This window comes from Vibrio sp. 10N.261.54.A5 (genome assembly GCF_041471145.1).
Taxonomy (GTDB): Bacteria; Pseudomonadota; Gammaproteobacteria; order Enterobacterales; family Vibrionaceae; genus Vibrio; species Vibrio crassostreae_C.
Genome location: NZ_JBFRNU010000008.1, coordinates 30,794 through 53,832, shown reverse-complemented (window position 1 = coordinate 53,832; position 23,039 = coordinate 30,794). Strand labels below are relative to the sequence as shown.

Annotated in this window: 18 protein-coding genes; 12 read left to right on the top strand and 6 right to left on the bottom strand. The window is 45.5% G+C overall.

What is annotated here, in order from left to right; genetic code table 11:
- Nucleotides 1–35 precede the first annotated feature (35 nt).
- Nucleotides 36–2,393 (top strand): zinc/cadmium/mercury/lead-transporting ATPase, encoded by a 2,358-nt coding sequence (locus AB4329_RS02235; RefSeq protein WP_372133352.1) that lies wholly within the window; start codon nucleotides 36–38, stop codon nucleotides 2,391–2,393.
- Between the two features lie 282 nt (nucleotides 2,394–2,675).
- Nucleotides 2,676–3,434, top strand: coding sequence for a uridine phosphorylase (udp, locus tag AB4329_RS02230; protein WP_017065292.1), 759 nt, complete (start codon nucleotides 2,676–2,678; stop codon nucleotides 3,432–3,434).
- 213 nt (nucleotides 3,435–3,647) lie between these two features.
- Here the strand turns inward: udp and AB4329_RS02225 are convergent, their stop codons facing one another.
- Nucleotides 3,648–4,814 (bottom strand): DUF1887 family protein, encoded by a 1,167-nt coding sequence (locus tag AB4329_RS02225; protein WP_017065293.1) that lies wholly within the window; start codon nucleotides 4,812–4,814, stop codon nucleotides 3,648–3,650.
- 197 nt (nucleotides 4,815–5,011) lie between these two features.
- Nucleotides 5,012–7,003, bottom strand: a complete 1,992-nt coding sequence (locus AB4329_RS02220; protein ID WP_017068093.1) for a methyl-accepting chemotaxis protein — start codon at nucleotides 7,001–7,003, stop codon at nucleotides 5,012–5,014.
- Between the two features lie 277 nt (nucleotides 7,004–7,280).
- Between AB4329_RS02220 and hinT the strand changes: the two genes are divergently transcribed.
- The 7 genes from hinT (at nucleotide 7,281) to AB4329_RS02185 (ending at nucleotide 13,846) form a co-directional block, all read left to right on the top strand.
- Complete coding sequence (hinT, locus tag AB4329_RS02215; protein WP_017060220.1) at nucleotides 7,281–7,631, top strand: purine nucleoside phosphoramidase; 351 nt, start codon at nucleotides 7,281–7,283, stop codon at nucleotides 7,629–7,631.
- 286 nt (nucleotides 7,632–7,917) lie between these two features.
- Entirely contained in the window at nucleotides 7,918–9,309 is a 1,392-nt protein-coding gene (locus tag AB4329_RS02210; RefSeq protein WP_372133354.1) for a COG3014 family protein, read from the top strand.
- Nucleotides 9,309–9,692: a YcfL family protein gene (locus AB4329_RS02205; RefSeq protein ID WP_017060222.1), complete on the top strand. Its 384-nt coding sequence runs from the start codon at nucleotides 9,309–9,311 to the stop codon at nucleotides 9,690–9,692. The genes AB4329_RS02210 and AB4329_RS02205 overlap by 1 nt, the downstream gene beginning before the upstream one ends.
- Before the next feature lie 86 nt (nucleotides 9,693–9,778).
- The gene (gene lpoB, locus AB4329_RS02200; RefSeq protein ID WP_017060223.1) at nucleotides 9,779–10,369 is read left to right on the top strand and encodes a penicillin-binding protein activator LpoB; all 591 of its coding nucleotides are present in this window, start codon (nucleotides 9,779–9,781) and stop codon (nucleotides 10,367–10,369) included.
- 173 nt (nucleotides 10,370–10,542) lie between these two features.
- Nucleotides 10,543–11,397 (top strand): phosphotransferase, encoded by an 855-nt coding sequence (locus AB4329_RS02195; protein ID WP_086970395.1) that lies wholly within the window; start codon nucleotides 10,543–10,545, stop codon nucleotides 11,395–11,397.
- Nucleotides 11,398–11,505: 108 nt separating this feature from the next.
- Nucleotides 11,506–12,045, top strand: a complete 540-nt coding sequence (gene ycfP, locus AB4329_RS02190; RefSeq protein WP_372133357.1) for an alpha/beta hydrolase YcfP — start codon at nucleotides 11,506–11,508, stop codon at nucleotides 12,043–12,045.
- Nucleotides 12,046–12,556: 511 nt separating this feature from the next.
- Nucleotides 12,557–13,846, top strand: a complete 1,290-nt coding sequence (locus AB4329_RS02185; protein WP_009847154.1) for an NAD(P)/FAD-dependent oxidoreductase — start codon at nucleotides 12,557–12,559, stop codon at nucleotides 13,844–13,846.
- Nucleotides 13,847–13,956: 110 nt separating this feature from the next.
- On the opposite strand, the gene AB4329_RS02180 is transcribed toward AB4329_RS02185, so the two are convergent.
- The 4 genes from AB4329_RS02180 to AB4329_RS02165 all read right to left on the bottom strand — a co-directional run bounded on the left by AB4329_RS02180 (nucleotide 13,957) and on the right by AB4329_RS02165 (nucleotide 19,508).
- Entirely contained in the window at nucleotides 13,957–14,502 is a 546-nt protein-coding gene (locus AB4329_RS02180; RefSeq protein WP_009847153.1) for a GNAT family N-acetyltransferase, read from the bottom strand.
- Between the two features lie 137 nt (nucleotides 14,503–14,639).
- Nucleotides 14,640–15,407 (bottom strand): peptidoglycan binding protein CsiV, encoded by a 768-nt coding sequence (locus tag AB4329_RS02175; protein ID WP_017065298.1) that lies wholly within the window; start codon nucleotides 15,405–15,407, stop codon nucleotides 14,640–14,642.
- A 63-nt stretch (nucleotides 15,408–15,470) separates the two neighbouring features.
- A complete protein-coding gene (mfd, locus tag AB4329_RS02170) occupies nucleotides 15,471–18,932 on the bottom strand; it encodes a transcription-repair coupling factor (RefSeq protein WP_372133360.1) in 3,462 nt (1,153 codons plus the stop codon).
- Between the two features lie 6 nt (nucleotides 18,933–18,938).
- Nucleotides 18,939–19,508, bottom strand: a complete 570-nt coding sequence (locus AB4329_RS02165; RefSeq protein ID WP_017065300.1) for a hypothetical protein — start codon at nucleotides 19,506–19,508, stop codon at nucleotides 18,939–18,941.
- A 227-nt stretch (nucleotides 19,509–19,735) separates the two neighbouring features.
- Here AB4329_RS02165 and lolC point away from each other — a divergent pair, with 227 nt between their 5' ends.
- Genes lolC through lolE form a run of 3 tightly spaced genes read left to right on the top strand, consistent with a single transcriptional unit; the run spans nucleotide 19,736 to nucleotide 22,874 of the window.
- Nucleotides 19,736–20,944, top strand: a complete 1,209-nt coding sequence (gene lolC / locus AB4329_RS02160; protein WP_372133363.1) for a lipoprotein-releasing ABC transporter permease subunit LolC — start codon at nucleotides 19,736–19,738, stop codon at nucleotides 20,942–20,944.
- Nucleotides 20,937–21,629: a lipoprotein-releasing ABC transporter ATP-binding protein LolD gene (gene lolD / locus AB4329_RS02155; RefSeq protein ID WP_017060230.1), complete on the top strand. Its 693-nt coding sequence runs from the start codon at nucleotides 20,937–20,939 to the stop codon at nucleotides 21,627–21,629. The genes lolC and lolD overlap by 8 nt, the downstream gene beginning before the upstream one ends.
- Nucleotides 21,630–22,874 (top strand): lipoprotein-releasing ABC transporter permease subunit LolE, encoded by a 1,245-nt coding sequence (lolE, locus tag AB4329_RS02150; protein ID WP_017072111.1) that lies wholly within the window; start codon nucleotides 21,630–21,632, stop codon nucleotides 22,872–22,874. It abuts the gene before it with no gap.
- The last annotated feature ends 165 nt before the right edge of the window (nucleotides 22,875–23,039 follow it).

Below are 23,039 nucleotides of genomic sequence, written 5' to 3'. Positions count from 1 at the left end.
AACCTCAAGGCTTTTGAGTATTAAGGAGATACATTATGTGCGCAAAACATGCAGCGTGCCGCTCAGCAAAAGTGGACGTTCAACCTCAAGCGGCAGGAGCAAGTTGCTCTAGCCCTAAAATTTCAAGCATCACAGCAGCAGGTACTTCATCTGGTTGTTGTAGCTCTTCTGCTGCTTCGTCATCGTCTGGAGATGATTGTTGTAGTTCGTCGGATAGTGGAGAAGAAGACAGTCAGTCCTCAACTTTATCTCTCGATGCCAAATTTTCGAAAAGTTGGCTGGTTGCCGGAATGGACTGCCCAGCTTGTGCAAGAAAAATAGAAAACGCGATCAGCAATATTGACGGTGTTATTCAAGCGAAGGTTCTCTTTGCTACCGAAAAGCTGGTTGTGAAATTCGATAATGAAAGCCTTGCTGACACCATTGAACAGGTCTCTATCAAAACGGGTTTCCCTCTTACGGAAGTCGGTTCAAAGAAAGAAAAACAACAACCTGAGACTTTTTGGCAAGCTTATATCCAACCTAATTTACAGATTATCGCGATTGCAGCGGCAATGCTGTTTGCGGCGCTTGTAAAAATCACCTCACCTCAATTAAGTGAAGGCTTGTTTACGGTAACTTGTCTGCTTGGTTTATATCCGGTGGCGAAGAAAGCGGTTCAGCTGGCGCGTTCAGGTACACCGTTTGCTATTGAAACCTTAATGAGTGTTGCCGCGCTGGGTGCTTTGTACCTTGGCGAAACTGCGGAAGCAGCGATGGTTCTATTGTTGTTCTTGATTGGTGAGCGCTTAGAAGCGTTTGCTTCATCAAGAGCAAGAAGTGGCGTTCAAGCGCTAATGGCATTGGTACCAGAAAACTCGACTAAGATCATCAACGGCGAGCGTGTAGAAGTAGCAGTCAGTGAACTGGTTCCAGGTGATGTGATTGAAGTGGCCGCGGGCTCTCGTTTACCTGCTGACGGCCAATTGATTACAGACGCGGCAAGCTTTGATGAAAGTGCGTTAACCGGTGAATCTGTTCCTGTTGAACACATCGAAGGCAATAGCATCATGGCTGGCGCTGTGGTGGTCGATAAAGTGGTTCGTATCACCATCACTTCAAAACAGGGTGAGAACGCGATCGATCGCATTCTTCATCTGATTGAAGAAGCAGAGTCTCGTAAAGCACCACTAGAGCGATTCCTCGATAAGTTCAGCCGTTGGTACACACCGTTAATGATGGTAGTGGCTCTGTTGGTCATCATCACACCACCATTGTTGTTTGTGCAGCCATGGGAAACATGGGTTTACCGTGGCCTAGCGCTATTGTTGATTGCTTGTCCGTGTGCCTTGGTTATCTCGACTCCTGCAGCGATTACCTCTGGCTTAGCAGCAGCAGCGAAACGTGGTGCGCTCATTAAAGGTGGCGCAGCGCTAGAGCAGCTTGGTAAAATCCAAACCATCGCCTTCGATAAGACAGGCACACTGACCGAAGGTAAGCCTCAGGTTACGGATATTCAACCTCTATCGGGGTGGCAACAAGACGCGATGCTGCGTGTGGTTGGGGCGATTGAAGTTGGCTCTACTCACCCGTTGGCGCAGTCACTTGTCGCTAAAGTAAAAGACCTGAATATTGAGATTCCTGAATCACACAACAAGAAAGCGTTGATTGGTAGTGGTGTTGAAGGGGATGTTGATGGTGTTAAGTATCAGGTTCTGTCACCGTCTAAAGTCACGTTCGAACTTGGTGCCGATGTGGTTTCTCAGGTAGAAGCATTAGAAGGTGAGGGCAAGACGGTTGTGGTTGCTCTTGAGGTTAAAGATCAAGAAGAATCAACAGAGCAAGCTACGACGGTGATTGGTCTGATTGCTTGGCAAGATACGTTACGCAGTGACGCTAAGCTTGCGATTGAACGACTTAATGAATTAGGTATTCAATCTATCATGTTGACCGGCGATAATCCGCGCAGTGCAGCAGCGATCAGTAGCAAGATTGGTATGCAGTACAAGGCAAGCCTATTGCCAAGCGACAAGGTATCTTACGTTGAGGAGTTATCTCAACAGTCGCACGTGGCGATGGTCGGTGATGGCATTAATGATGCACCAGCAATGAAAACGGCGAATGTCGGCATCGCAATGGGTGGTGGTACGGATGTCGCTTTGGAAACGGCGGATTCAGCACTGACTCATAACCGTTTAACTGAGCTGCCAGCGATGATTGAACTGTCGCAAGCGACCATGAACAACATCCGTCAAAACGTAGCCCTTGCGCTTGGTTTGAAGGTCGTATTCTTGGTGACAAGCTTGTTAGGTATTACCGGTTTGTGGGTGGCAGTTTTAGCGGATAGTGGTGCAACTGCATTGGTGACATTGAACGCATTGCGTCTGCTTCGATTTAAATCTAAAGCGGACTAAATCGAGCTCACCGACATAGAGCATTCTTAATATAAAAGCGCCTTTAGCGGTAATACGTTAAAGGCGCTTTTTGTCTCATTAGTATGCAACATAGGCGTGCGGATTGCTTATTTTTGTGATGCCAATCGGTTTTTTGTGAAACTTGAATTATTGTTGCGATCATTCATGTGACATGTGTCACTTCATTTTGTAATGAGCTTGGTTAGAGTGTGTTCGTACCCCACGAATTTACTATGAGCTTAAATAAGGGTAAAAAGCCCAATAAGCCAAAAGGAGCGAACTATGTCTCAAGCTGTTTTCCACTTAGGTGTTACTGAAGCAGATCTTAACGGTGCTACTCTTGCGATCATCCCTGGTGATCCTGCTCGTGTGCAAAAAATTGCAGAAGAGATGGAGAACCCAGTATTCCTTGCTAGTCACCGTGAATACACGCTTTACCGCGCAGAGCTAGACGGCAAACCAGTTGTTGTATGTTCAACAGGTATTGGTGGTCCATCGACTTCTATCGCAGTTGAAGAGCTTGCTCAACTTGGTGTTCGCACTTTCCTACGTGTTGGTACGACTGGTGCTATCCAACCTCACGTAAACGTGGGTGACATGATTGTTTCTACAGGTTCTGTTCGTCTAGACGGCGCTAGCCTACACTTTGCTCCTATGGAGTTCCCAGCAGTGGCTGACTTTGAAGTTGCAACAGCAATGAAAGCGGCAGTTGATGAATCAGGTGCAACAGTTCACATGGGCGTAACGGCATCAAGCGATACGTTCTACCCAGGTCAAGAGCGTTACGACACGTTCTCTGGTCGCGTTGTTAAGCGCTTCCAAGGCTCTATGCAAGAATGGCAAGACATGGGCGTTCTAAACTTCGAGATGGAATCTGCAACACTGCTAACTATGTGTGCAAGTTCTGGTCTGAAAGCAGGTTGTGTTGCTGGTGTAATCATCAACCGTACTCAAAAAGAGACGCCTGATCACGACACTCTAAAAGTAACAGAAGCACGTTCAATCAAAGTGGTTGTAGAAGCCGCTCGTAAAATGCTTTAAGTCTTAAAGTGCTCTGAGTTTTAGAGAGCATTAAGTCTTCAAGTGACATTAAATTTTGAAAATGGCCGCATCGTATGATGCGGCCATTTTTTTGTGCCGTCTGAAAGTAATCAATAGAGAAAACAGACAACAAAAAAGGCGAGTGACTTAATCGTCATTCGCCTTTTTAACAATCTGCTTAAGAGCATTGAGCTCTCATGAGCTTATTGGTTTTTAGTACTCTAGATCTTCACTGCCACCCGCAGCTGTAAACCATGCCGTTAGGTGTGTTTTAAGATCTTTCAATTCGTCAGGGCCAATCAATGCAAGGCCAAGATCTTCAGCTCGTGTGATGTCGTTATGGCGAAGAGGGCGGAAGCTCACTAACATTGCACGTGCTTGTAGGCCACCTAGCAGGTCTCTAAGCGATTCCAGTTTGTACAAGGTGTCATCACCATCATCACGCATGCCTTTGGTCTTACATTCGATGATGTGCAGCTTATTGTTCACCACAGAGGCAACATCAAGCTCGTTACGAACCTCACGTTCACCCAGTTGACGGTATACCTGAACATTCAAAGAACGGTCTTGAATGGTCGGCATGTCATCTTGGATCTGCTTAACTGTGCTGTGAACCAATGTTTCAAGCCATTCACCGTTTGAGAAGCGGCGCGCGTCTTCGTTGGCAAAGGTCAAAATACCATTGTCGTAAGTCGCAATTTTAGCTTCAACCAAATCGCTCAACAGCATGTTGAGCTCGCGATAGCCTTGTTGCTTCTCAGATAGGCCTACATCAAGTTTTTGTTCTTTACGGCAGGTCGTTGCTAGGTAGTTCAATGTCGCAAGGCCAGGGCCTAGTTCGAGTGCGTTACTTGCCCAACGTTCACCCAGTTCATAAAGTTTCTGATCCAGTTGCGGAGACAGCTGAACATCGCTGAATTCACCGCGAGCACCGAACACAGTTAGGTAGTCGTCGATAGTGATGCGGTCTTGAACTTGTGCGTCTTCTTTACCATTAGGGTACAACCAGCAAAGCTTGTCGCTATTTGGTTCAACCACGAAGATTGGCCAGTGGTAAGTACGGAATACTTCGTACACAGAAAGTAGGCGGTGACGGAGGCCACAACTTGCGTTGAGCTTCACTTCTTGACCGCGTGCTTTGAGGTCTTCGGCAAGGGTTTGGATAGATTCTTTAATGACAGATGTATTTACGATGGTCGGAATTTCGAAAAACTCACTCGTAATGTCGCGCTTGTGCAAAACGCTGTCTAAACGTTTGTACATACTGACTTGATTTTTGTCACCGATAAACACGATGTGAGTGCTGACCGTTCGGTTATCAAGTAATGGGGTGAGCAAGCGAATGGGGTCTTGATCGATAATGCCAACATGAACAGCCATATAAATTCCTTAATAGCGGCTCGCTCATAAAGGTGAAAGAAAAAACGGGAAGCAGCAAGCCTTAATAATCATATAATGACAAAGCTCATAAAAAACAAGGGCAACCCTTGATAAAAGTTGCCCTAGCTCAATTAGTCACCACTATTGGGTAAGAAGTCTCAACAATCTCACTAAATATCTATCGATTCTTCATTTATCTATAGTTTGAATTGATGTACTAAATCACCTTGCTGATTCGCCAAAATTGTTAGGTTTTGGCTTGCCTCCGCAATTGAAGACATCGCTTGGTAACTCTTATCTGCGATGTGGTTGATGTCTTCGATGTTGCGTGCAATATCACCAGACGTTTCACTCTGCTCAGCGGCTGCTTGAGAGATGTGTGTACTCATGTGGCTGATCTCTAGAATCAAGGCTTGGATCTCTTCCATCGCACTGTTTGCACTTGAAGCTTGTTGAACCGACATGTCCATATCGCTCATACAGCTTTCAATTACGTTACTTGCAGTTTTCGAGCTTGATTGCAGATTGCTGATCATAGTCTCGATTTCAGAGGTTGATTGAGTGGTCTTCTGTGCTAGCACTCGTACTTCATCGGCAACGACTGCAAAACCACGACCTTGTTCACCTGCACGCGCTGCTTCGATTGCCGCATTAAGTGCAAGTAGGTTGGTCTGTTCAGCAATACCACGAATAACGTCAAGGATTGAACCAATCTGGCTACTCATCTGTTGTAGCTCGCCTACAGCGCCCACTGATTCAGTAAGGCGAACTTCAAGCTGATTAATGGTGCTGATGTTGGTGTTCATGATCTGACGACCAGACTCAGAAGCCGATTCTACTTGTTGAACCATGGTGAGTGAGCTTTGCGCGCTGTTTGCCACTTCTTGTACAGAATGAGACATCTCTGTCATTGCGGTCGCAACAGTCGCGGTTTGCTCACGTTGGCTGTTCAATTGAGCCTGCGTTTCAGATGACGTCTTCTGGTTGACGCTTGCAGTCTTAGTTAAGTCATCTGAAGCATCATTCAACTTCACAAGGATATTGTGCAGGTTGTCAGCCAAGGTGTTGATGTGACGGCTCACGCGGCTGAATTCGTTGTCGTAGCGAATATCGATACGCTGAGTCATATCACCTTCAGTTAGACCTTCTAATGTACCGAGGATGCGAGTTAATGGCTCTCGTACGCTGTGTGCAATGTGGTAACCAATCGCAGCAGCGAACACAGTCACAACAATGCCAATGGCAATCGCGTTGAATAGGCCTTTGTCGTAGATGCTGCTTGCGTCAGCGAGTGATGAGTTAAGTTGCTCTTCAGCGGTCACGTTGAATGAGTCCAAAACAGCCATCGCTTGGTCAACTTCTAGAGCTAGGTTAGCGATGTTCACGTACAACGCTTGTTTGGCTTGTAGGTAGTTGTTGTGTTTGTCTAGTACGCCACCTTTCTGACCAACGTCTTTGGTGAACTTCTGAACCGACTCATCGAAGACATTTTTAAGTGCTGGTAGTTGTGTTGATAGACCTCGATAAGCGTAGTTAAGATGAGTAACGGCCTTTTTGTTTTGGTTAAGGGCTTTTTGAACGAAGGCAACATCAGAGCTAGCAAGTGCATCAGAGGTAATAACTTCTGCGTCTTGCAGTTTGATGAAGTAGCTCTTTGCCATCACTTTTACAGAGATGCTTTTTTGGTCGGCAACGTACTCTTTCATACCAACGGTTAATTCTGAATGTAAGCGTTGGAAGTCACGAGACGCTTTTTGTACTTGTTCTTGTGCTTCGAACATCGCGACGTAGTTGTTCATCGCTTCGTCAGCTTCGGCGAAGTAGCGTTCTTCCATTGCTCTTAATTGCGCGATACGTTCAACAAGTGAAGCATTGTTTTGGCTTGCCGCTTCTAAACTACCGAGAACTTCTGAAAACGAGTTTTGTGATGCAGCAAATTCTGTACGCATTGCAGACATGCGTTCAGCGTTTTGTGTGGTTAAGAAATCTTTGAATGACTTATCAGCAGAAAGCAATTGAACACTCGTTTGATTTGAAAGCGCGACAAGTGGTAATGAGGTTTCTGAGACACTCTCAAAATTGCTGTGTATCTGATTCATGCTGTTCATCATGATGGTTATCGTGACTGCGAACATGATGATGATCAGTGCGAAACCAGCGTACATACGCTTGATCACAGATCCCTTCATGGCTTTCTCCCTAAATAAAAATGCAGACCTAATGTCAGGTCAAAGTAAAACTAACAAAATTATCAGCATTCTATTGAGCTCGGCTTACGCATTTTATGACGCACACGTCAAAAATAGCGCTCAGTTATAACCAACATGCCATTCTTGAGAGCTAAGGCTCGTTTTCTTTGATTTGAACGGTGTTTTTTATTATGCTTTAAAGCAGATTTATTGTGGTTTGATGCGGCATAGCGCATACTCAAAGCATTAAAAAATAAATGTTTTATCGGAGAGAAACATGGCTGAAGAAACCATTTTTACTAAGATCATCAACAAAGAAATCCCAGCAGATCTACTATACCAAGACGATTTAGTAACCGCATTTCGCGATATTAACCCTCGCGCGCCAAGCCATATCCTAATCATCCCAAACAAGCTGATTCCGACAACTAACGATGTTGAAGTCCAAGATGAAGCGATGATGGGGCGCATGTTTACTGTTGCTCGCAAGTTAGCAAAAGAAGAGGGCATTGCAGAAGATGGCTATCGTCTTATCGTGAACTGTAACTCTCACGGTGGCCAAGAGGTTTATCATATTCACATGCACTTGGTTGGCGGCCGTCCACTTGGCCCCCTATTAATGAGCTAATAAAAAGTTAATGAGCTAATGAAAAGCTAACGAGTTAATGAGCTAGTTTAAACGCGCTCATTAGTGGGTTAACACAAGTAGTTAGTTGGAAAATTTGTAGTTTGTATGCCAACTTTAAGTTCTATCTGTTGTCTGAACATCGGCATCGCCTAGGCAGAGGCTAAATCAGTAGGGTTTCAACTGGCTTGAGATCCTTTTTACAACGCGTTTCGTTTTGATAATGAGACCATTAAAGGTCAGCAGACCCTAATAAAGTAGGCATTTTAAACATGCACGGAGACGATAAGTGAAGCAACAGTTTAGATTCGCTTCCATTGCCCTGTTATCGGCGTTGACCGTAGGTTGTGCGAGTATGTCTGCAGGAAGCCTGTTCAGTCATTACAGCGCACAAAACAAAGCGATCTACCAAGCCGTTAAATCTGGAGATTATTCAGAGGCTCAGCAAGAGCTACCAGATTACGCGGCAGGCGACATCCTTGATAACTTTGAAAGAGGCAGAATTAATCTGCTGGATCAAAAATACCCTGAGAGTAAGGCTTCGTTTGAAGTGGCTGATCAGGCGGTTACTGAGCAGCAACGCAAAGCCGTGATCTCAATCTCAGACAGTGCAACCAGTGTGGGTGCGTTGGCTGTGAATGACAATATTACCGAGTATGTGCCAGCCGATTACGAGTTGGGCTTTCTTCATCTGTATCTCGGTTTAAATTACCTCAAGAAAAACGATTTAGAAGGTGCGGTGATCGAAATGCGTCGCGCCAACCAAGTTCAAGAACAAGCGAAGAAGCAACGCGAGGCTGAGTTAGACAAAGCAGCCAGCGATGCGAAGAAGCAAGGCTTGTCTGCCAATGTGGGTAGCATCCTTGCCAATTACCCCAATGCGGGTAAGAAACTGCAGTCAGTACAGAATGCGTATCTGATGTTCTTGTCTGGTCTGCTTTATGAAGCGTCAAATGATTTAAACAGCGCCTACGTTGACTATCGTCGTGCTTTGGCTGTGATGCCAGATAACCAAGAAATCATCGATAGAACCATGGCAACAGCCGCTCGTTTAGGGATGCGACAAGATTTAGCAACATTAGAAAAACGCTATAAGCAATCTTCTAAACTTAGTGCAGGTGAAGGGCGAGTGATTGTTCTTCAAGAGCAGAGCGCTGTGCAAGCTATGGACAGTTGGCGACTGGATTTGCCTGTTTATGACAGTCGCGATCAGGGGGCAATATACTCTCTTGCGCTGCCATATTACCCAAGTCAAAACGTAGAGCGTTTTTCTGCCTTGCGAATCAGCGGACAGCCGCTACAAGAACATTTGATCACTGATGTAAACGCGATGGCGCAGAACGATCTATCTGAACGTATGACAAGCATTGTTATTCGCCAAGCGTTACGTGTCGTCGCGAAAGATCGCATTCGTAAAGAAGCAACCAAAGGCGATGATGTCGGTAATATTCTGTTCAACGTGTGGAACACACTGACAGAGCAACCAGACACTCGCAGTTGGCAATCATTACCTGCAGAGATTAAAAGCAGCACGTTTGTAGCAAATAGCGGTCAATATACGTTGGAAGCGGGCGCTAAAACGTACGACTTTGATATTCGAGAAGGGCAGACCACCTTGGTGTGGATTTCTCGACAAGGAAACAACGCAACAATGTGGCATAAACAGCTAGGGAGGCTGTAATGAAAAAGTGGTTAGTGAGCTTAGCAGCGGTTATGGCTCTGGCTGGTTGTGCTGATAATACAGCTGGCGTAAGGGTCGATAGTCTGACTCAGAACGTTTTCTTTGGTGACAAGGTATTGGGCAGCCGCTTACAGGTTGAAGATATTCGCACCGATCTAGTCGACGGTCATACGCGAGGAATCGTTCGTTTAAACAGTAACTATAAAGGCGATCAACATATCCTTTATCGTTTTTACTGGTACGACGATGCCGGGCTTGAGGTCAACCTCAAACAAGGCCCTTGGAAGCAAGCGATTGTTCGTGGTTTTGAAAGTATTTCGTTGTCGGAAGTGTCGGTAAACCCGAAAGCGACTCAGTTCAGAGTCCAGTTCCGAGAGCAGTAAGTTAGATTAAACGGGTCTCATGATTCGTAAATACAAGAATTTAAGAGTGTGGGTAACCCCGCTCAGTGATAAGTTGAGGAAACAAAATGAAAAAGAGTGTCATTGCGCTATTAGGTTTAGCGGTTATTTTAGGCGGTTGTTCAAACAAGGTAAGCTACGGTGATGCACAAGCAGTAGAAACCACGACAATCGATTTCGGTTCAACTGACCTTCAAACGATTGCGGGTGAAATGGTCGATAGCATGATGGCGTCTGGTTCTGTGTCTTACATTACTCGTGAACAGCGTCCAATCGTGTTTGTAGAGCGAATCAAGAACAAAACAAGTGAGCACATCGATACTGAGTCAATCACTGACACTATCAGTACTAAGATGCTGAACTCCGGTAAGTTCCGTTTCGTTGATATGGACCGTGTAGAGTCTGTTCGTGACCAATTGAACTTCCAAAACAACGATGAGCTTGTAAACCAAAGTTCAGCGATTCAATTTGGTAAAATGGTTGGTGCTCAGTACATGCTGTACGGCAACCTATCAAGCATCGTTAAGAAAGCGGGTAGCGATGAAGACGTATACTACAAAATGACGATGCGTCTAATGGATCTTGAGTCTGGCTTGATTGAATGGGCTGACGAGACTGAAATCCGTAAGCAACAATCTAAGAGTCTACTAGGCCTTTAATTTCGCTTACTTGCCAACTATACGCGGCCAGTTTTGACAGCGTATAGCTTGGTCACACGCCAATGCAGTGCATGATGCGCTGTTTATGAAGAGACACTGGCTTTTGGTCAGTGTCTTTTTTGTAGGGAATGAAGGCGTTTATAGGGCAGTTAAGACGTTTATAGGGAGTAAATATGGCAATTTTTTCTTGGTCTGAGGCTAAGCTTCTTGATACCAGTTTGAGTTCGCTTGACGGTTACTTTTCTGAGCCTCCAGTTAGAGCTCAGACATTAACCGGCGGTTTGACCAATCGATGTTGGAAGTTGGTTGATGCCGATGGTACTGCGTATGTTTGGCGGCCAACCACACCTATCACCAAAGCGTTCTTCATCTCTCGTCATGAAGAGTACCAAGTGCTGTCTGCCATTGAGCGACTCGGTATCGGACCAAGCCCAATGGTAGTGAATGAGCAGGGGTTACTGGTTGAGTGGATTGCGGGTGAGACACTTTACGAAGATCTAGAACTCGATGACCTTTTGAAAACGCTGATCTCTGTTCATCTGGTTAATACTGCGCGATTACCACTGCAACCATTCAGTTTCACGGCGCGAGTCGACCATTACTGGCTGCAGCTTGATGCGATTCATAAGACCGAAGCCTGCACGCAGATTTATCAAGAGTGGCGCGTGGCTCCGAGTATTACCAATGTTGACCTGTCTTTGTGCCATTTTGACTTAGGTGGTTATAACCTAGTGAGAAACAGTGACGGCATTAAGATTATTGATTGGGAATACGCTGCGCTCGCAGACCCTAGGCTCGATTTAACATTAACCATTGCGGTTGCTGGCGTGCCAGTCACAGAAGCGGTTGAGAAGTACTGCCAGCTGCGAGGCATCCATGATGTTCAGCCGTGGCTTGACGGTGTTGAAGCATGGTTACCAAGAAGCCAAATGATGGCGATGCTGTGGTATTTACTTGCTCATCAGCTTTGGGGCGATGAAAGTTATCTGCGTGAAGCGGAGGCTCTGAGTCACACTTTATGTAGCTAGGATCACGTTTAGGAAGTGAAAAATATAATTTCTCAGCTGTTACCTTTAAAACCTTGTTTTTCGTGTTAGATTGATCAAAACGTACCAATATTCAACGGGGGAGGTACAATGATTATCTATCTACATGGCTTCGACTCAACAAGCCCGGGCAATCACGAAAAAATACTGCAGTTGCAATTCATTGATGATGACGTTCGTTTCATCAACTACAGTACTTTGCATCCAAAACACGATATGCAGCATCTGCTAAAAGAAGTGCATAAGGTGATAGAGCAATCCGATGATCCGCACCCCATTATTTGTGGTGTAGGTTTAGGTGGTTTTTGGTCTGAGCGTATTGGCTTCTTATGTGGGATTAAGCAGGTGGTGTTCAACCCTAATCTGCACCCTGAGAACAACATGGTAGGTCGAATTGACCGTCCAGAAGAGTACGAAGACATCGCAACTAAATGTGTTGCTCAGTACCGCATGAAAAACAAAGGACGCTGTTTAGTAGTGTTGTCTCGTGAAGACGAAATTCACGACAATACCAAAACAGCTGCCGCGCTAGAAGATTACTACGATGTAATCTGGGATGATAAAGAGAGTCATAAATTCAAAAAGATCTCTCAACATCTTCAAGCAATGAAAGCGTTCAAAAACGCTTAATCAATCCAGATGTTTTATAAAAGCAGTGCTCAATGAGTGCTGCTTTTTCACATCTGAATCTTAGAGATTGGTATTGATAAAGTAGTTGTATATGTTTTATCGGTCGGTTTGTGCATTTATAGATCAGTTTGCGCAAACGTTAACTAATTAGTCGCGAATCCTCATTGAGGGTAAGGATTTTTTTGTTGCGGTCATCTTTTTGCTATATATAATGTTCCCAAGCAAAATATTTTGACAAATATCAAAAAAAATTGAGAGCGAGTGAAAAAACTTGCCCATAATTTGTGTTCTGCCTCTCAGGTAGTCACTTTTTTATCCATGTGAGCAAAACAACAAACCAATATTTGTTGTTTGTAACCCCTCTAACTACTCGGTGAGCTGTCGTTATTCTTTTTCGCGGTAATCCAATTTGTAACAGCCTTCACATTCAAGGCCGAGTAGATACATAGAATTTATCGGTTGGAGTAATCGAGCCGAACCCCATTTATTCATTTTGTAGAGGATTGTCATTGTGACAAAAATTATCGTAGTAGGCGGTGGTGCTGGTGGTTTAGAACTAGCAACTAAGCTAGGCCGCACTTTAGGTCGTAAGAAACGTGCCCAGATCACTCTGGTAGACCGTAAAGCAAGCCACCTATGGAAACCATTACTTCATGAAGTAGCAACGGGCTCACTGGATGAAGGTGTTGATGCATTAAGCTACCGTGCGCACGCAAAAAACCATTACTTCGATTTCCAAATGGGCAGCCTGAACGACATCGATCGTGAGCGTAAAGTGATTGCACTAAGCGAACTTACAGACGAGCACGGTGAACTGCTGATGCCAAGCCGTGAACTTGAATACGATATTCTTGTGATGGCGCTAGGTTCTACGTCAAACGACTTCAACACTCCAGGCGTTCGTGACAACTGTATTTTCCTTGATAGTCCAGAGCAAGCACACCGTTTCCGTACAGAAATGAACAACCAGTTCTTAAAGCTTCACGCTAAGAACGGTCAAGGCACGGTAGACATCGCGATTGTTGGTGCTGGTGCAACAGGTGTAGAGCTTTCTGCAGAGCTACACAATGCAGTTAAAGAGCTTCGTACTTACGGCTTCGGCGACCTAGATTCAAGCAAGCTGAACGTAAACCTAGTTGAAGCGGGTGAGCGTATTCTTCCAGCGCTACCTCCTCGTATTTCAAGTGCAGCACACTCTGAGCTAACCAAGCTTGGTGTGAACGTTCGTACGAATACGATGGTGACTCAGGCGGATTCTGACGGCTTAACAACTAAAGATGGCGACAAGATCCCAGCTCAAATCATGGTATGGGCAGCAGGTATCAAAGCACCGGATTTCATGAAAGATATCGGTGGTCTTGAGACCAACCGTATCAACCAGTTGGTTGTGAAGAACACGCTGCAAACAACTTTGGATGACAACATCTTTGCTATCGGTGACTTGGCGCAATGTACACAAGCAGATGGTTCATTCGTTCCGCCACGTGCACAAGCGGCTCACCAAATGGCAAGCTGTGCATTCAGTAACATCATTGCTAAGTTGAACGGTCGTGACCTGAAAGACTACATCTACAAAGACAAAGGCTCACTAGTTTCACTAAGCCGTTTCTCTACGGTAGGTAGCTTGATGGGTAACCTGACAAAAGGTTCGATGATGGTTGAAGGTCGTATTGCTCGTGTGGTTTACATCTCTTTGTACCGCATGCACCAGATGGCGCTTCACGGCTTAATCAAAACATCACTGATGATGCTGGTTGGTCGTATTAACCGTGTACTTCGTCCAAACCTAAAGCTTCACTAATCAGGTAAGCCTTTAAGGTCATTACGCTGATAATAAAAAAGAGCTCTTCGGAGCTCTTTTTTGATCGTGTCGATTATGTACTATCGCAGGTGTGGAACTCATTTATGCTGTTAAGACGTTGGAGGCAGCACAGAATAAACCACGCCATCTTTGGGCTTACCGTTAAACAGAAATCGATTCTTGGCAATGGTTTCTCGCTCAGCGCCACACTTCTCTATCAACTTTTGGCTGGGTAGGTTCTCGGTATCGCAGACAATCTCCAAACGCGTTAACTTGAGTTGCGCGAAGCAAAATTCAAATAGGGCGAGCATTGCTTCTTTGGCGATCCCTCTCCTTTGAAAGTCATCACCGACCCAATAACCTAAACTCGCCATATTAAAGGTGTGGTAAAGTTCATTAATGGCAACCATACCGACTAACTTATCGCTTTTTCGTTCAAAGATGCCAAAGCCAAACGCATCGGCTTTGACCCAGTTTAAGCGAGTCGCCAGAATAAATTTCTCGGCTTCGACGATAGAAAACTCGCTATGACACCAGTCGACCCATGGCAACAAGCTAGGGGAGGACTTAACCAGCTGAGAAAATTCTTGAGCATCTGAGGCCTCAATGATTTTAAGGCTAAGATTTTGTGTATTGATCTGAAATTCAGGGCTCATAGGACGTACCAAGTAACGTGTAAGTACTGAACAAAGAGAGTCAGTACAGAATAAAGATAGATAGCACTTAATAAAACGCCCTCACTAGGAGGGCGGATTGAATTATTTGTATAATTATAGCCGAATCGGCAAGTAACTTACTGCGCTACACGTCTAACTTGAATCACCATTCCAAGAAGTGGGTGGTCAAGGTAATGAGTTTCTGTACTACGCATACGACGTTTTTGGTCCATGCGGTAGCTCTTAAGGAACTCTTGGACTTCAACCGTCGGAGAAATTTCAGTTAGGTTGCCCACTTGGACGTTGCTTTCTGCGCCACTTACTGGTGAATCTAGCTCAATTTGTTGCTCTTGTAGAGTCACTTCACGAACGCTTGGCGCTTTTAAGTCCAAGGTCGTTTCAGCGTATAGGTAGTGCTGAACGTAGATTTGCAGCTTGCCGTCTAATTCGTAGAGTGGCTTATCAATGGTTTCTTCTTGGAACCCATCAGCGCTGCCTGCAGTGATTGCGCCTTTTTCAGAGCCATCAGCATTAAACTGTTTAGAGAAATCTTTACCTGCTTGAATATGGAAAACAGGTGCAGAGCTCTTACCTTGGTCGCCTTGACGCCAAGCGGTATGCATCAGAACTTCAAAGCCAGCGTGTTTACGTAGCTTGTCTTTCTGAGGCGTTAACTTGTATTCCGAGTAAGGTAGCATTTGAACGCCTTTCTTTGCTCGGTATTGGGTATCTTGAAATGAACCAACGCGTTCAAGTGAAATCTTAGGCTGTGTATTTGGCCAAGATTCGTTCACCTTCTCTGCATCAACAGCGCGCTTAAAAATGATCACTTCTATATCAAATTGTCTCTGCGCCAAACTTGGCAGTGAGACGAACAATAGTAGCAGTGGGATCAGTCTTTTCATTTTTACTCCGTCTTCCAGCCGAACTACCGGCTGGATAATTTATATGTGCAAGTGGATTGGGTCTTATGCTGAAGGCAGCAAGTTTTGTCTGAATTCGCCCAATAAATCACTAACAAATTGAATTCGTTTCCGTCTGTCGACCAATGGTATCGTAAACTTGAACTTTGTTGGTCCTTCCATTGAAAACTTTTGCGGTTGAGATTGCAACAGTTTAACAAGGTAGGCCGGGTTTATGTCAGCATCCGGGTAGAATTCTAAGAATCCACCCTTATCGTGGGCTTCAATTTTCTTCGCTTTGATAGACGCTGCGGCTAATTTTAGCTCAGAAACTGACAACAAGCTTTTGGTTGCATCAGGTAGAAGGCCGAAGCGATCAATCAGCTCGACTTTCAACTCTGCCAATTCATCGGTGTCACTCACACTCGCTATACGTTTGTACGTTGATAAACGCGTGTTGATGTCTGGGATGTAGTCATCTGGTAATAGTGCAGGCAGGCGCATCTCAATTTCAGTTTGTTCACGCAGTAGGTCATCAAGCGATGGCTCTCGGCCTTCTTTCAATGCTTCAACCGCTTGTTCAAGCATCTCCATGTACAAGGTGAAACCAACCGACTGGATTTGACCACTCTGTTCATCACCCAACAACTCACCTGCACCACGAATCTCTAAATCGTGAGTTGCTAAGGTAAAGCCCGCGCCCAAGTCTTCGAGTGAAGCTATCGCATCCAATCGCTTGATCGCATCTTTGGTCATTGCTTTAGGGTGTGGCGTTAACAAGTAAGCATAAGCTTGGTGGTGCGAACGACCTACACGACCACGTAATTGGTGCAGCTGTGCTAAACCAAGGTTATCGGCTCTATCCATCAAGATGGTATTTGCCGTTGGTACATCGATACCGGTTTCAATGATGGTTGTACAAACCAGTAAGTTGAAGCGCTGGTGGTAGAAGTCATTCATGATGCGTTCCAGTTCGCGCTCACGCATCTGGCCATGAGCCACGGTAACACGCGCTTCTGGAATCAACTTCTGTAGTGACTCTGCTGTTTTCTCAATCGTGTCGACTTGGTTGTGCAGGAAGTAAACCTGACCACCACGCATGATTTCACGAAGTACTGCTTCTCTTACGATGGCATCATCACTCTCGCGAACGAAGGTTTTAATTGCCAAGCGTCGTGCGGGTGGTGTAGCGATGATCGAAAGGTCACGCATACCACTCATTGCCATGTTCAGCGTTCGCGGAATAGGCGTTGCAGTAAGCGTTAGAATATCGACATCCGCACGCATCGCTTTCACTTTCTCTTTCTGACGCACACCAAATCGGTGTTCTTCATCGACAACCAGCAAGCCAAGGTCTTTAAACTTAATATCACTCGAAAGCAGCTTGTGAGTCCCGACTAGGATATCCACTTTACCGTCGGCGACATCTTGCATGATTAGTTTTTGCTCTTTAGCTGATTTGAATCGGGATAGAACCTCAACACGAATCGGCAAGTTGGCGAAACGGTCACGGAAGTTTTCGAAGTGTTGCTGAGCAAGTAGAGTAGTAGGAACTAAAACCGCTACTTGTTTGCTGTTGTCGGTACAAACGAATGCTGCACGCATCGCGACTTCGGTTTTACCAAAGCCAACATCACCACACACCAAACGGTCCATGGCTTTGGCTTGGCACATATCAGACATAACAGCATTGATGGCCATCGCTTGGTCATCGGTTTCTTCAAACGGGAAGCCAGATTTGAAAGTCGCGTATTGGCCGCGGTCGAGTACAAACTTGTAGCCAGGTTTAAGCTCACGCTTGGCGTAAACATCCAGCAGCTCTGCAGCAACGTCACGTACTTTTTCAGCGGCACGCTTACGCGCTTTTTGCCACGCCTCACCACCTAGTTTGTGTAGCGGTGCAGACTCTTCGGCGCCACCAGAGTAACGTCCAATAAGGTTCAAAGACGCAACGGGCACGTACAGCTTGGCATCGTTTTGGTACTCAAGTGTCACGTATTCGGTTTTCATGCCACCGGCTTCGAGTGTCTGCAAGCCGATGTAGCGACCAATACCGTGGTCAATGTGCACTACAGGTTGACCTGGTTTAAGTTCGGCTAAGTGACGAATGACAGTGTCGCTGTTAACACTTTTTTTGTCTTTCTTACGGCGCTGAACAACGCGATCACCCAACAGGTCGCTTTCACAGATAAGGGCGATGTTTTGCTCTTCATGGATAAAACCGTGTTCAGCAGAGCCAAGGATGAGGCTGAACTTGTCTTTGCCTTTAATTGAGGCATCGAGGTTTTCAACTTCGCTTGGTCGTACTTTAATACCACGAAGCAGTTCACTCAGCGCTTCACGACGACCTTCTGATTCAACCGAAAAGACCACTTTTCCTTCGAAGGCTTCAGTGAACTTTCTTAGGTTTGCGAGTGGTTCTTTATTCTGATGCTGAACACTGAGATCAGGAAGAGACACAACCGGAAGGTTGGTACGTCCAGCTTTCTCTTCAATTGAATCTAAGCTCAGATTGACTTGTGGCTTCTGTTTGAAGTGTGCGAACAGCTCGTCTTTCTTCAACCACAGTTGTTCAGGCGTGAGAAGTGGCCGTAATGGGTCAACACCGCGCTGTTCGTATCGGTGAGCGACATCAGTAAGGAACGAATCAACCGCGGTTTCTACGTCACCCAGAACCAAGAGTTGCGCTTCATCGGCAACATAGTCAAACAGTGTTTCTGTGTGATCGAAGAATAGAGGCTGCCAGTACTCAATACCCGCAGGCCATGTGCCTTTAGATACCTGCATGTAAACTGACTCTGGTTCACGGCGGGCATCAAACTGTTGGCGCCAGCGAATACGGAAGTCTTCAATCGCCGTTTCCGAGGTTGGGAATTCGTGCGCTGGTAACAGGCGGATCTCAGAGATGTCTTCAATAGAACGCTGGTTTTCAGGATCGAAAGTACGAATAGTGTCGATTTCGTCATCGAAAAAATCGATTCGATACGGGTCTTTACTGCCCATTGGGAACAGATCGAGAATAGAGCCACGGCTTGCGTATTCACCGGGGCCAAACACTTGGTCAACGTAACGATAGCCTGACTTTTCAAGCTGTAGACGCAGTTTCTCTAAAGAGTAGAGATCGCCCGTTTTCACCATTAACGTGTGTTGTAGCAAAAAGTCACGCGGTGACTGGCGTTGCAATAACGTGCTGATCGGAACGATCGTGATGCCATCTTTTAGTGTTGGCAGTGCGTAAAGGCGTGCGATACGATCTGAGATGATCTCTTGGTGCGGCGAGAAGCTATCGTATGGCAGCGTTTCCCAGTCAGGGAATAATGCGACTTCATGTGCCGTAAACTGTTCAATTTCAGATTGAAGCTTAAGCGCCACTTGTGGGTCGGGTACAGCCAAGACGGTATGGCTGTTGTGTTGCTCTGCGAGTTTGGCAATGGCAAGAGCGAGAGACGAACCGACTAGGTTACCGATGTGCTTTTTGTCACCGGCACCTTTAAGTTTAGGTAGTGTAAATATGGATTTTTTGGTCATGTTAATTTACTTGTTATCTCGGTCTAGAGAGCGTTGACGCAAGAGTTTCTGTTGTTGATAAAGTGCCGCTTTAATGAGCAGGTCTTGGTCGGTATCGCGAAGATGAGCGTATTTAAATTTGATTTCGAAACCTGAGTCTTTCGCCTCGCTAGCAAATACTTCTGCGTAGCAATAAATGGCTGCAGCTGGGTGCTCTAGAAAAAGTTTGGCTTTTACTAAGCGACCCGGTTCGATGTCTGCTTTTGAAAAGCAGGAAAACTGACTCGCACCAAATGAATAGGTGTGAGTGCGAAATTTCTCATCATCTTGCTGCGATAACATAAAGCTCAACAAGAGGTTTAATTTTGAGTTTTGTGCATCCAATAAACTGGTGACATTCTTCAAGTCGCTGTTTTTCAGTTCCGCTCGAGCGCTGTCAGCTAACAGATCCAATTGGCTAAATTCACTTGCCACCACAAATGGTGCTGGGATCTCAGATTCGAATTGAATTTGAGAAGGTAAAGTGAAGCCGCTGTCCATTGGTTCAATATTAGCGGTAAGGCTATGGTGAACGGTGAAAAACTCTTGTTCTGTCATGCGTTAGTTCCTTGAAGTGATCTATTGATTATCGCTATGTGGCCACAGTAATCAAGGTCAGTTAATTGAAAGTCTCAAATAGTTGTTTGAAATTTGGCTATTTGACAAGGTTCTGTTTTTCAAGCCTAACTAATTGAGTTAATTCACTCTATATTTTCAATTAACCCCTACACAGTAACAGCAATACCCGTTACATTAACCCGCATCCCCTTTAGATGGTTCAAAGTATGTTTCATCCTATTTCGTTGTTTGTTGGCCTACGCTATTTGAAAGGCCGTTCAGGTGATCGCTTTAGCCGTTTTGTTTCTTATATGTCGACGGCAGGTATCACCATTGGTGTGCTGTCTTTGGTTACTGTTTTATCGGTAATGAATGGATTCGAAGCGCAGTTAAAAGACCGAATTCTTGGAGTTCTTCCTCAAGCGGTGGTTTATGAGCAAGGTGGCACCACTTCTCTTTTTGCCCAAGCGCCTAATTTTGCAGAGCAAATCTCGCTTAATGGTCACGTTGAACCGATTGTCCGCAGTGAGGCAGTGATTCAGAGCCCTGCTCAGCTTTCTGCTGGCCTTTTGATTGGCATCCAACCCAATTCTGATGATCCACTTCAAGACCACTTAATCGCGGGTCGCTTGTCTTCACTTCAAGCTGGGCAATATCAGCTGTTTCTTGGTCATACTCTGGCGAGAAACCTAAAAGTATCGATGGGCGACAAAGTTCGTCTAATGGTGACCAGCGCGAGTCAATACACACCATTGGGGCGTATTCCTAGCCAACGTAATTTCACCGTAGCTGGTATCTTTAATACGGGCTCGGATATTGATGCCCAACTTATGGTGACGGATATCCAAGATGCTGGGCGTTTGATGCGTTATAAGTCAGACACCATTTCAGGTTGGCGACTGTTTTTTGAAGACCCATTTGAAGTCGCGGAACTATCGAACCAACCCTTACCTGATGGATGGTTGTGGAGCGATTGGCGTGACCAACGTGGCGAGCTGTTCCAAGCGGTTCGTATGGAGAAAAACATGATGGGTTTAATGCTTGGGCTTATCATCGGTGTTGCTGCTTTCAATATTATCTCAGCACTTATCATGGTGGTGATGGAGAAGCAGTCTGAAGTCGCGATTCTTAAGACCCAAGGCATGACTGATGGTCAAGTCATGGGGATCTTCATGGTTCAAGGCGCAAGTAGTGGCGTGATTGGTGCGCTCTCTGGTGGTGTGTTAGGCGTTGCTCTAGCGATGAACCTTAATACTATTTTAGAGGCGATGGGTGTTGCTCTATTCTCGTTTGGTGGTCAGTTACCTATTTTGATTAACCCAATTCAAATCGCTGTTGTTGTGGTTCTGGCTATTGCACTTAGCCTGATTGCCACTGTATTCCCTTCTTATCGTGCATCGTCTGTGAAACCTGCTGAGGCCCTTCGTTATGAGTAATTTTCTTCAATGTAATGATATCCGTAAAACGTACCGTGAAGGCTCGTTAGATACTGAGGTGCTCAAGGGAGTCAGCTTTGACATCGAAAAGGGTGAGCTAGTAGCAATCATCGGTACCTCTGGCTCGGGCAAAAGTACCTTACTGCATATCTTAGGCGCATTAGACGATGCTTCTGCGGGCAGTGTGAGTTTTCTTGGCCAGGACTTAGCATCTTTGAGTTCGAATAAGCAGGCGAAGCTTCGCAACCAGCATCTTGGCTTTGTGTATCAGTTCCATCATCTTCTATCTGACTTTTCAGCTTTAGAAAACGTGGCGATGCCGTTATTGATTGGCGGCGAAAAGCCCGCTAAAGCAAAGCAAGAAGCACAACGTTTGTTGGACAAAGTTGGATTGAGTCACCGCGTGGACCACCGACCTTCAGAGCTTTCTGGTGGCGAGAGGCAACGTGTGGCGATTGCTCGTGCATTGGTGAATAAGCCTGCGCTAGTGTTGGCGGATGAACCAACCGGTAACCTTGACCATAACACCGCACTGTCTATTTACGACTTAATGCGTGAACTGAACCGTGAATACGATACTGCCTTTTTGGTCGTGACTCACGATGGTGAACTTGCCGGTAAGATGGATCGCCAACTTCACATGCAAGATGGTTTACTGGTCAACGTAGAAAAAGAGGAGAGCTAAGTGTTTTCCTCTTTATCTCTATTGATAGGCGGCCGATTTAGCCGTGCGAAACAACGAGACAAGATGGTGTCGTTCATCTCATTGTCTTCGACGATTGGTATTGCGGTTGGTGTCGCGGTGATCATTATCGGCTTATCTGCGATGAATGGCTTTGAGCGAGAGCTTCAATCACGAGTACTTTCTGTCATTCCTCATGGTGAATTTGAAGGCGTGAATGAGCCTGTGACTCGTTGGGAGCACGTGATTGAGGAGTCGGTTAAGCACGATAAAGTCGTTGCTGCTGCGCCTTATGTGAAAATTACTGCGCTTGCTGAAAAGGGCAAAGAACTCAAAGCAATTGAAGTTCGCGGCGTTGATCCGCAGCTAGAACAACAGGTATCAAGCCTATCGAGTTTTATCGATAAGCAAGCTTGGAGCGAGTTTAAGGCAGGGCAACAACAGATCATTTTGGGTTCTGGTGTAGCGAATGTGCTGGGTGCGAAAGTCGGTGATTATCTGACTTTGATGATTCCGACGGTAAACGGTTCTGTGAAGGTTCAGGCACCAAAACGTGTTCGAGTGAAAGTGGTTGGCTTGCTGACGCTTAATGGTCAGATAGATCACAGTTTGGCGCTAATCCCGATTGGTGATGCTCAGGTCTACGCAAACTTAGGTGAGGCGGTAACTGGGGTTTCTTTGAAAGTGACCGATGTGCTGAACGCGAACTCTATTGTGCGTGAAGTGGGCAATCAGCTTGATGTGTATGTGTATCTACGAAGCTGGCAGCAGAAGTTTGGTTTCTTGTATCGAGATATCCAACTCGTTCGTACCATCATGTATCTGGTGATGGTACTGGTTATTGGTGTGGCTTGTTTCAATATTGTCTCGACGCTAATGATGGCAGTAAAAGACAGAGCATCAGAGATCGCGATTTTAAGAACCATGGGTGCATCAGACGGCCTTGTGAAGCGCATCTTTGTTTGGCAGGGCGTATTCTCAGGCGTGTTAGGCAGTTTAGTGGGCAGTGCAATAGGTGTGCTAGTCGCTCTTAATCTCACGACACTAATCAAAGGACTTGAAAAGTTGGTCGATCACCAGTTCTTGTCCGGTGATATCTATTTTGTCGACTTCTTGCCATCACAACTTGATATGACGGATGTTGTTGTGGTTTCCGGCACTGCGATTGTGCTGAGTTTACTGGCGACATGGTACCCAGCATCACGCGCGGCGAAGTTGAATCCAGCCTCAGTGCTGAGTTCTAAATAGCATTCGCCTAAATAACAGGCCGTCAGTTTTCAGTCGATACAAAAAAGGATCCCAGTGGGATCCTTTTTTATTGAATTCAATTCGTGTTCTTTACGACTTTCGTTACATGCCAATCTTGCAGAGGTAAGTAGCTCATCCGATTTTAACTTGTGTACGTTTTAAGTG

Excerpts from the sequence above, each read along its gene's own strand:
- AB4329_RS02220 (WP_017068093.1), bottom strand. The coding sequence starts at position 7,003 with ATGAAGGGATCTGTGATCAAGCGTATGTACGCTGGTTTCGCACTGATC.
- AB4329_RS02175 (WP_017065298.1), bottom strand. The coding sequence starts at position 15,407 with ATGAAAAGACTGATCCCACTGCTACTATTGTTCGTCTCACTGCCAAGT.
- AB4329_RS02195 (WP_086970395.1), top strand. The coding sequence starts at position 10,543 with ATGGCAATTTTTTCTTGGTCTGAGGCTAAGCTTCTTGATACCAGTTTG.
- AB4329_RS02165 (WP_017065300.1), bottom strand. The coding sequence starts at position 19,508 with ATGACAGAACAAGAGTTTTTCACCGTTCACCATAGCCTTACCGCTAAT.
- udp (WP_017065292.1), top strand. The coding sequence starts at position 2,676 with ATGTCTCAAGCTGTTTTCCACTTAGGTGTTACTGAAGCAGATCTTAAC.
- lolD (WP_017060230.1), top strand. The coding sequence starts at position 20,937 with ATGAGTAATTTTCTTCAATGTAATGATATCCGTAAAACGTACCGTGAA.
- lpoB (WP_017060223.1), top strand. The coding sequence starts at position 9,779 with ATGAAAAAGAGTGTCATTGCGCTATTAGGTTTAGCGGTTATTTTAGGC.
- ycfP (WP_372133357.1), top strand. The coding sequence starts at position 11,506 with ATGATTATCTATCTACATGGCTTCGACTCAACAAGCCCGGGCAATCAC.
- mfd (WP_372133360.1), bottom strand. The coding sequence starts at position 18,932 with ATGACCAAAAAATCCATATTTACACTACCTAAACTTAAAGGTGCCGGT.
- AB4329_RS02205 (WP_017060222.1), top strand. The coding sequence starts at position 9,309 with ATGAAAAAGTGGTTAGTGAGCTTAGCAGCGGTTATGGCTCTGGCTGGT.
- lolC (WP_372133363.1), top strand. The coding sequence starts at position 19,736 with ATGTTTCATCCTATTTCGTTGTTTGTTGGCCTACGCTATTTGAAAGGC.
- AB4329_RS02180 (WP_009847153.1), bottom strand. The coding sequence starts at position 14,502 with ATGAGCCCTGAATTTCAGATCAATACACAAAATCTTAGCCTTAAAATC.
- AB4329_RS02225 (WP_017065293.1), bottom strand. The coding sequence starts at position 4,814 with ATGGCTGTTCATGTTGGCATTATCGATCAAGACCCCATTCGCTTGCTC.
- hinT (WP_017060220.1), top strand. The coding sequence starts at position 7,281 with ATGGCTGAAGAAACCATTTTTACTAAGATCATCAACAAAGAAATCCCA.
- AB4329_RS02235 (WP_372133352.1), top strand. The coding sequence starts at position 36 with ATGTGCGCAAAACATGCAGCGTGCCGCTCAGCAAAAGTGGACGTTCAA.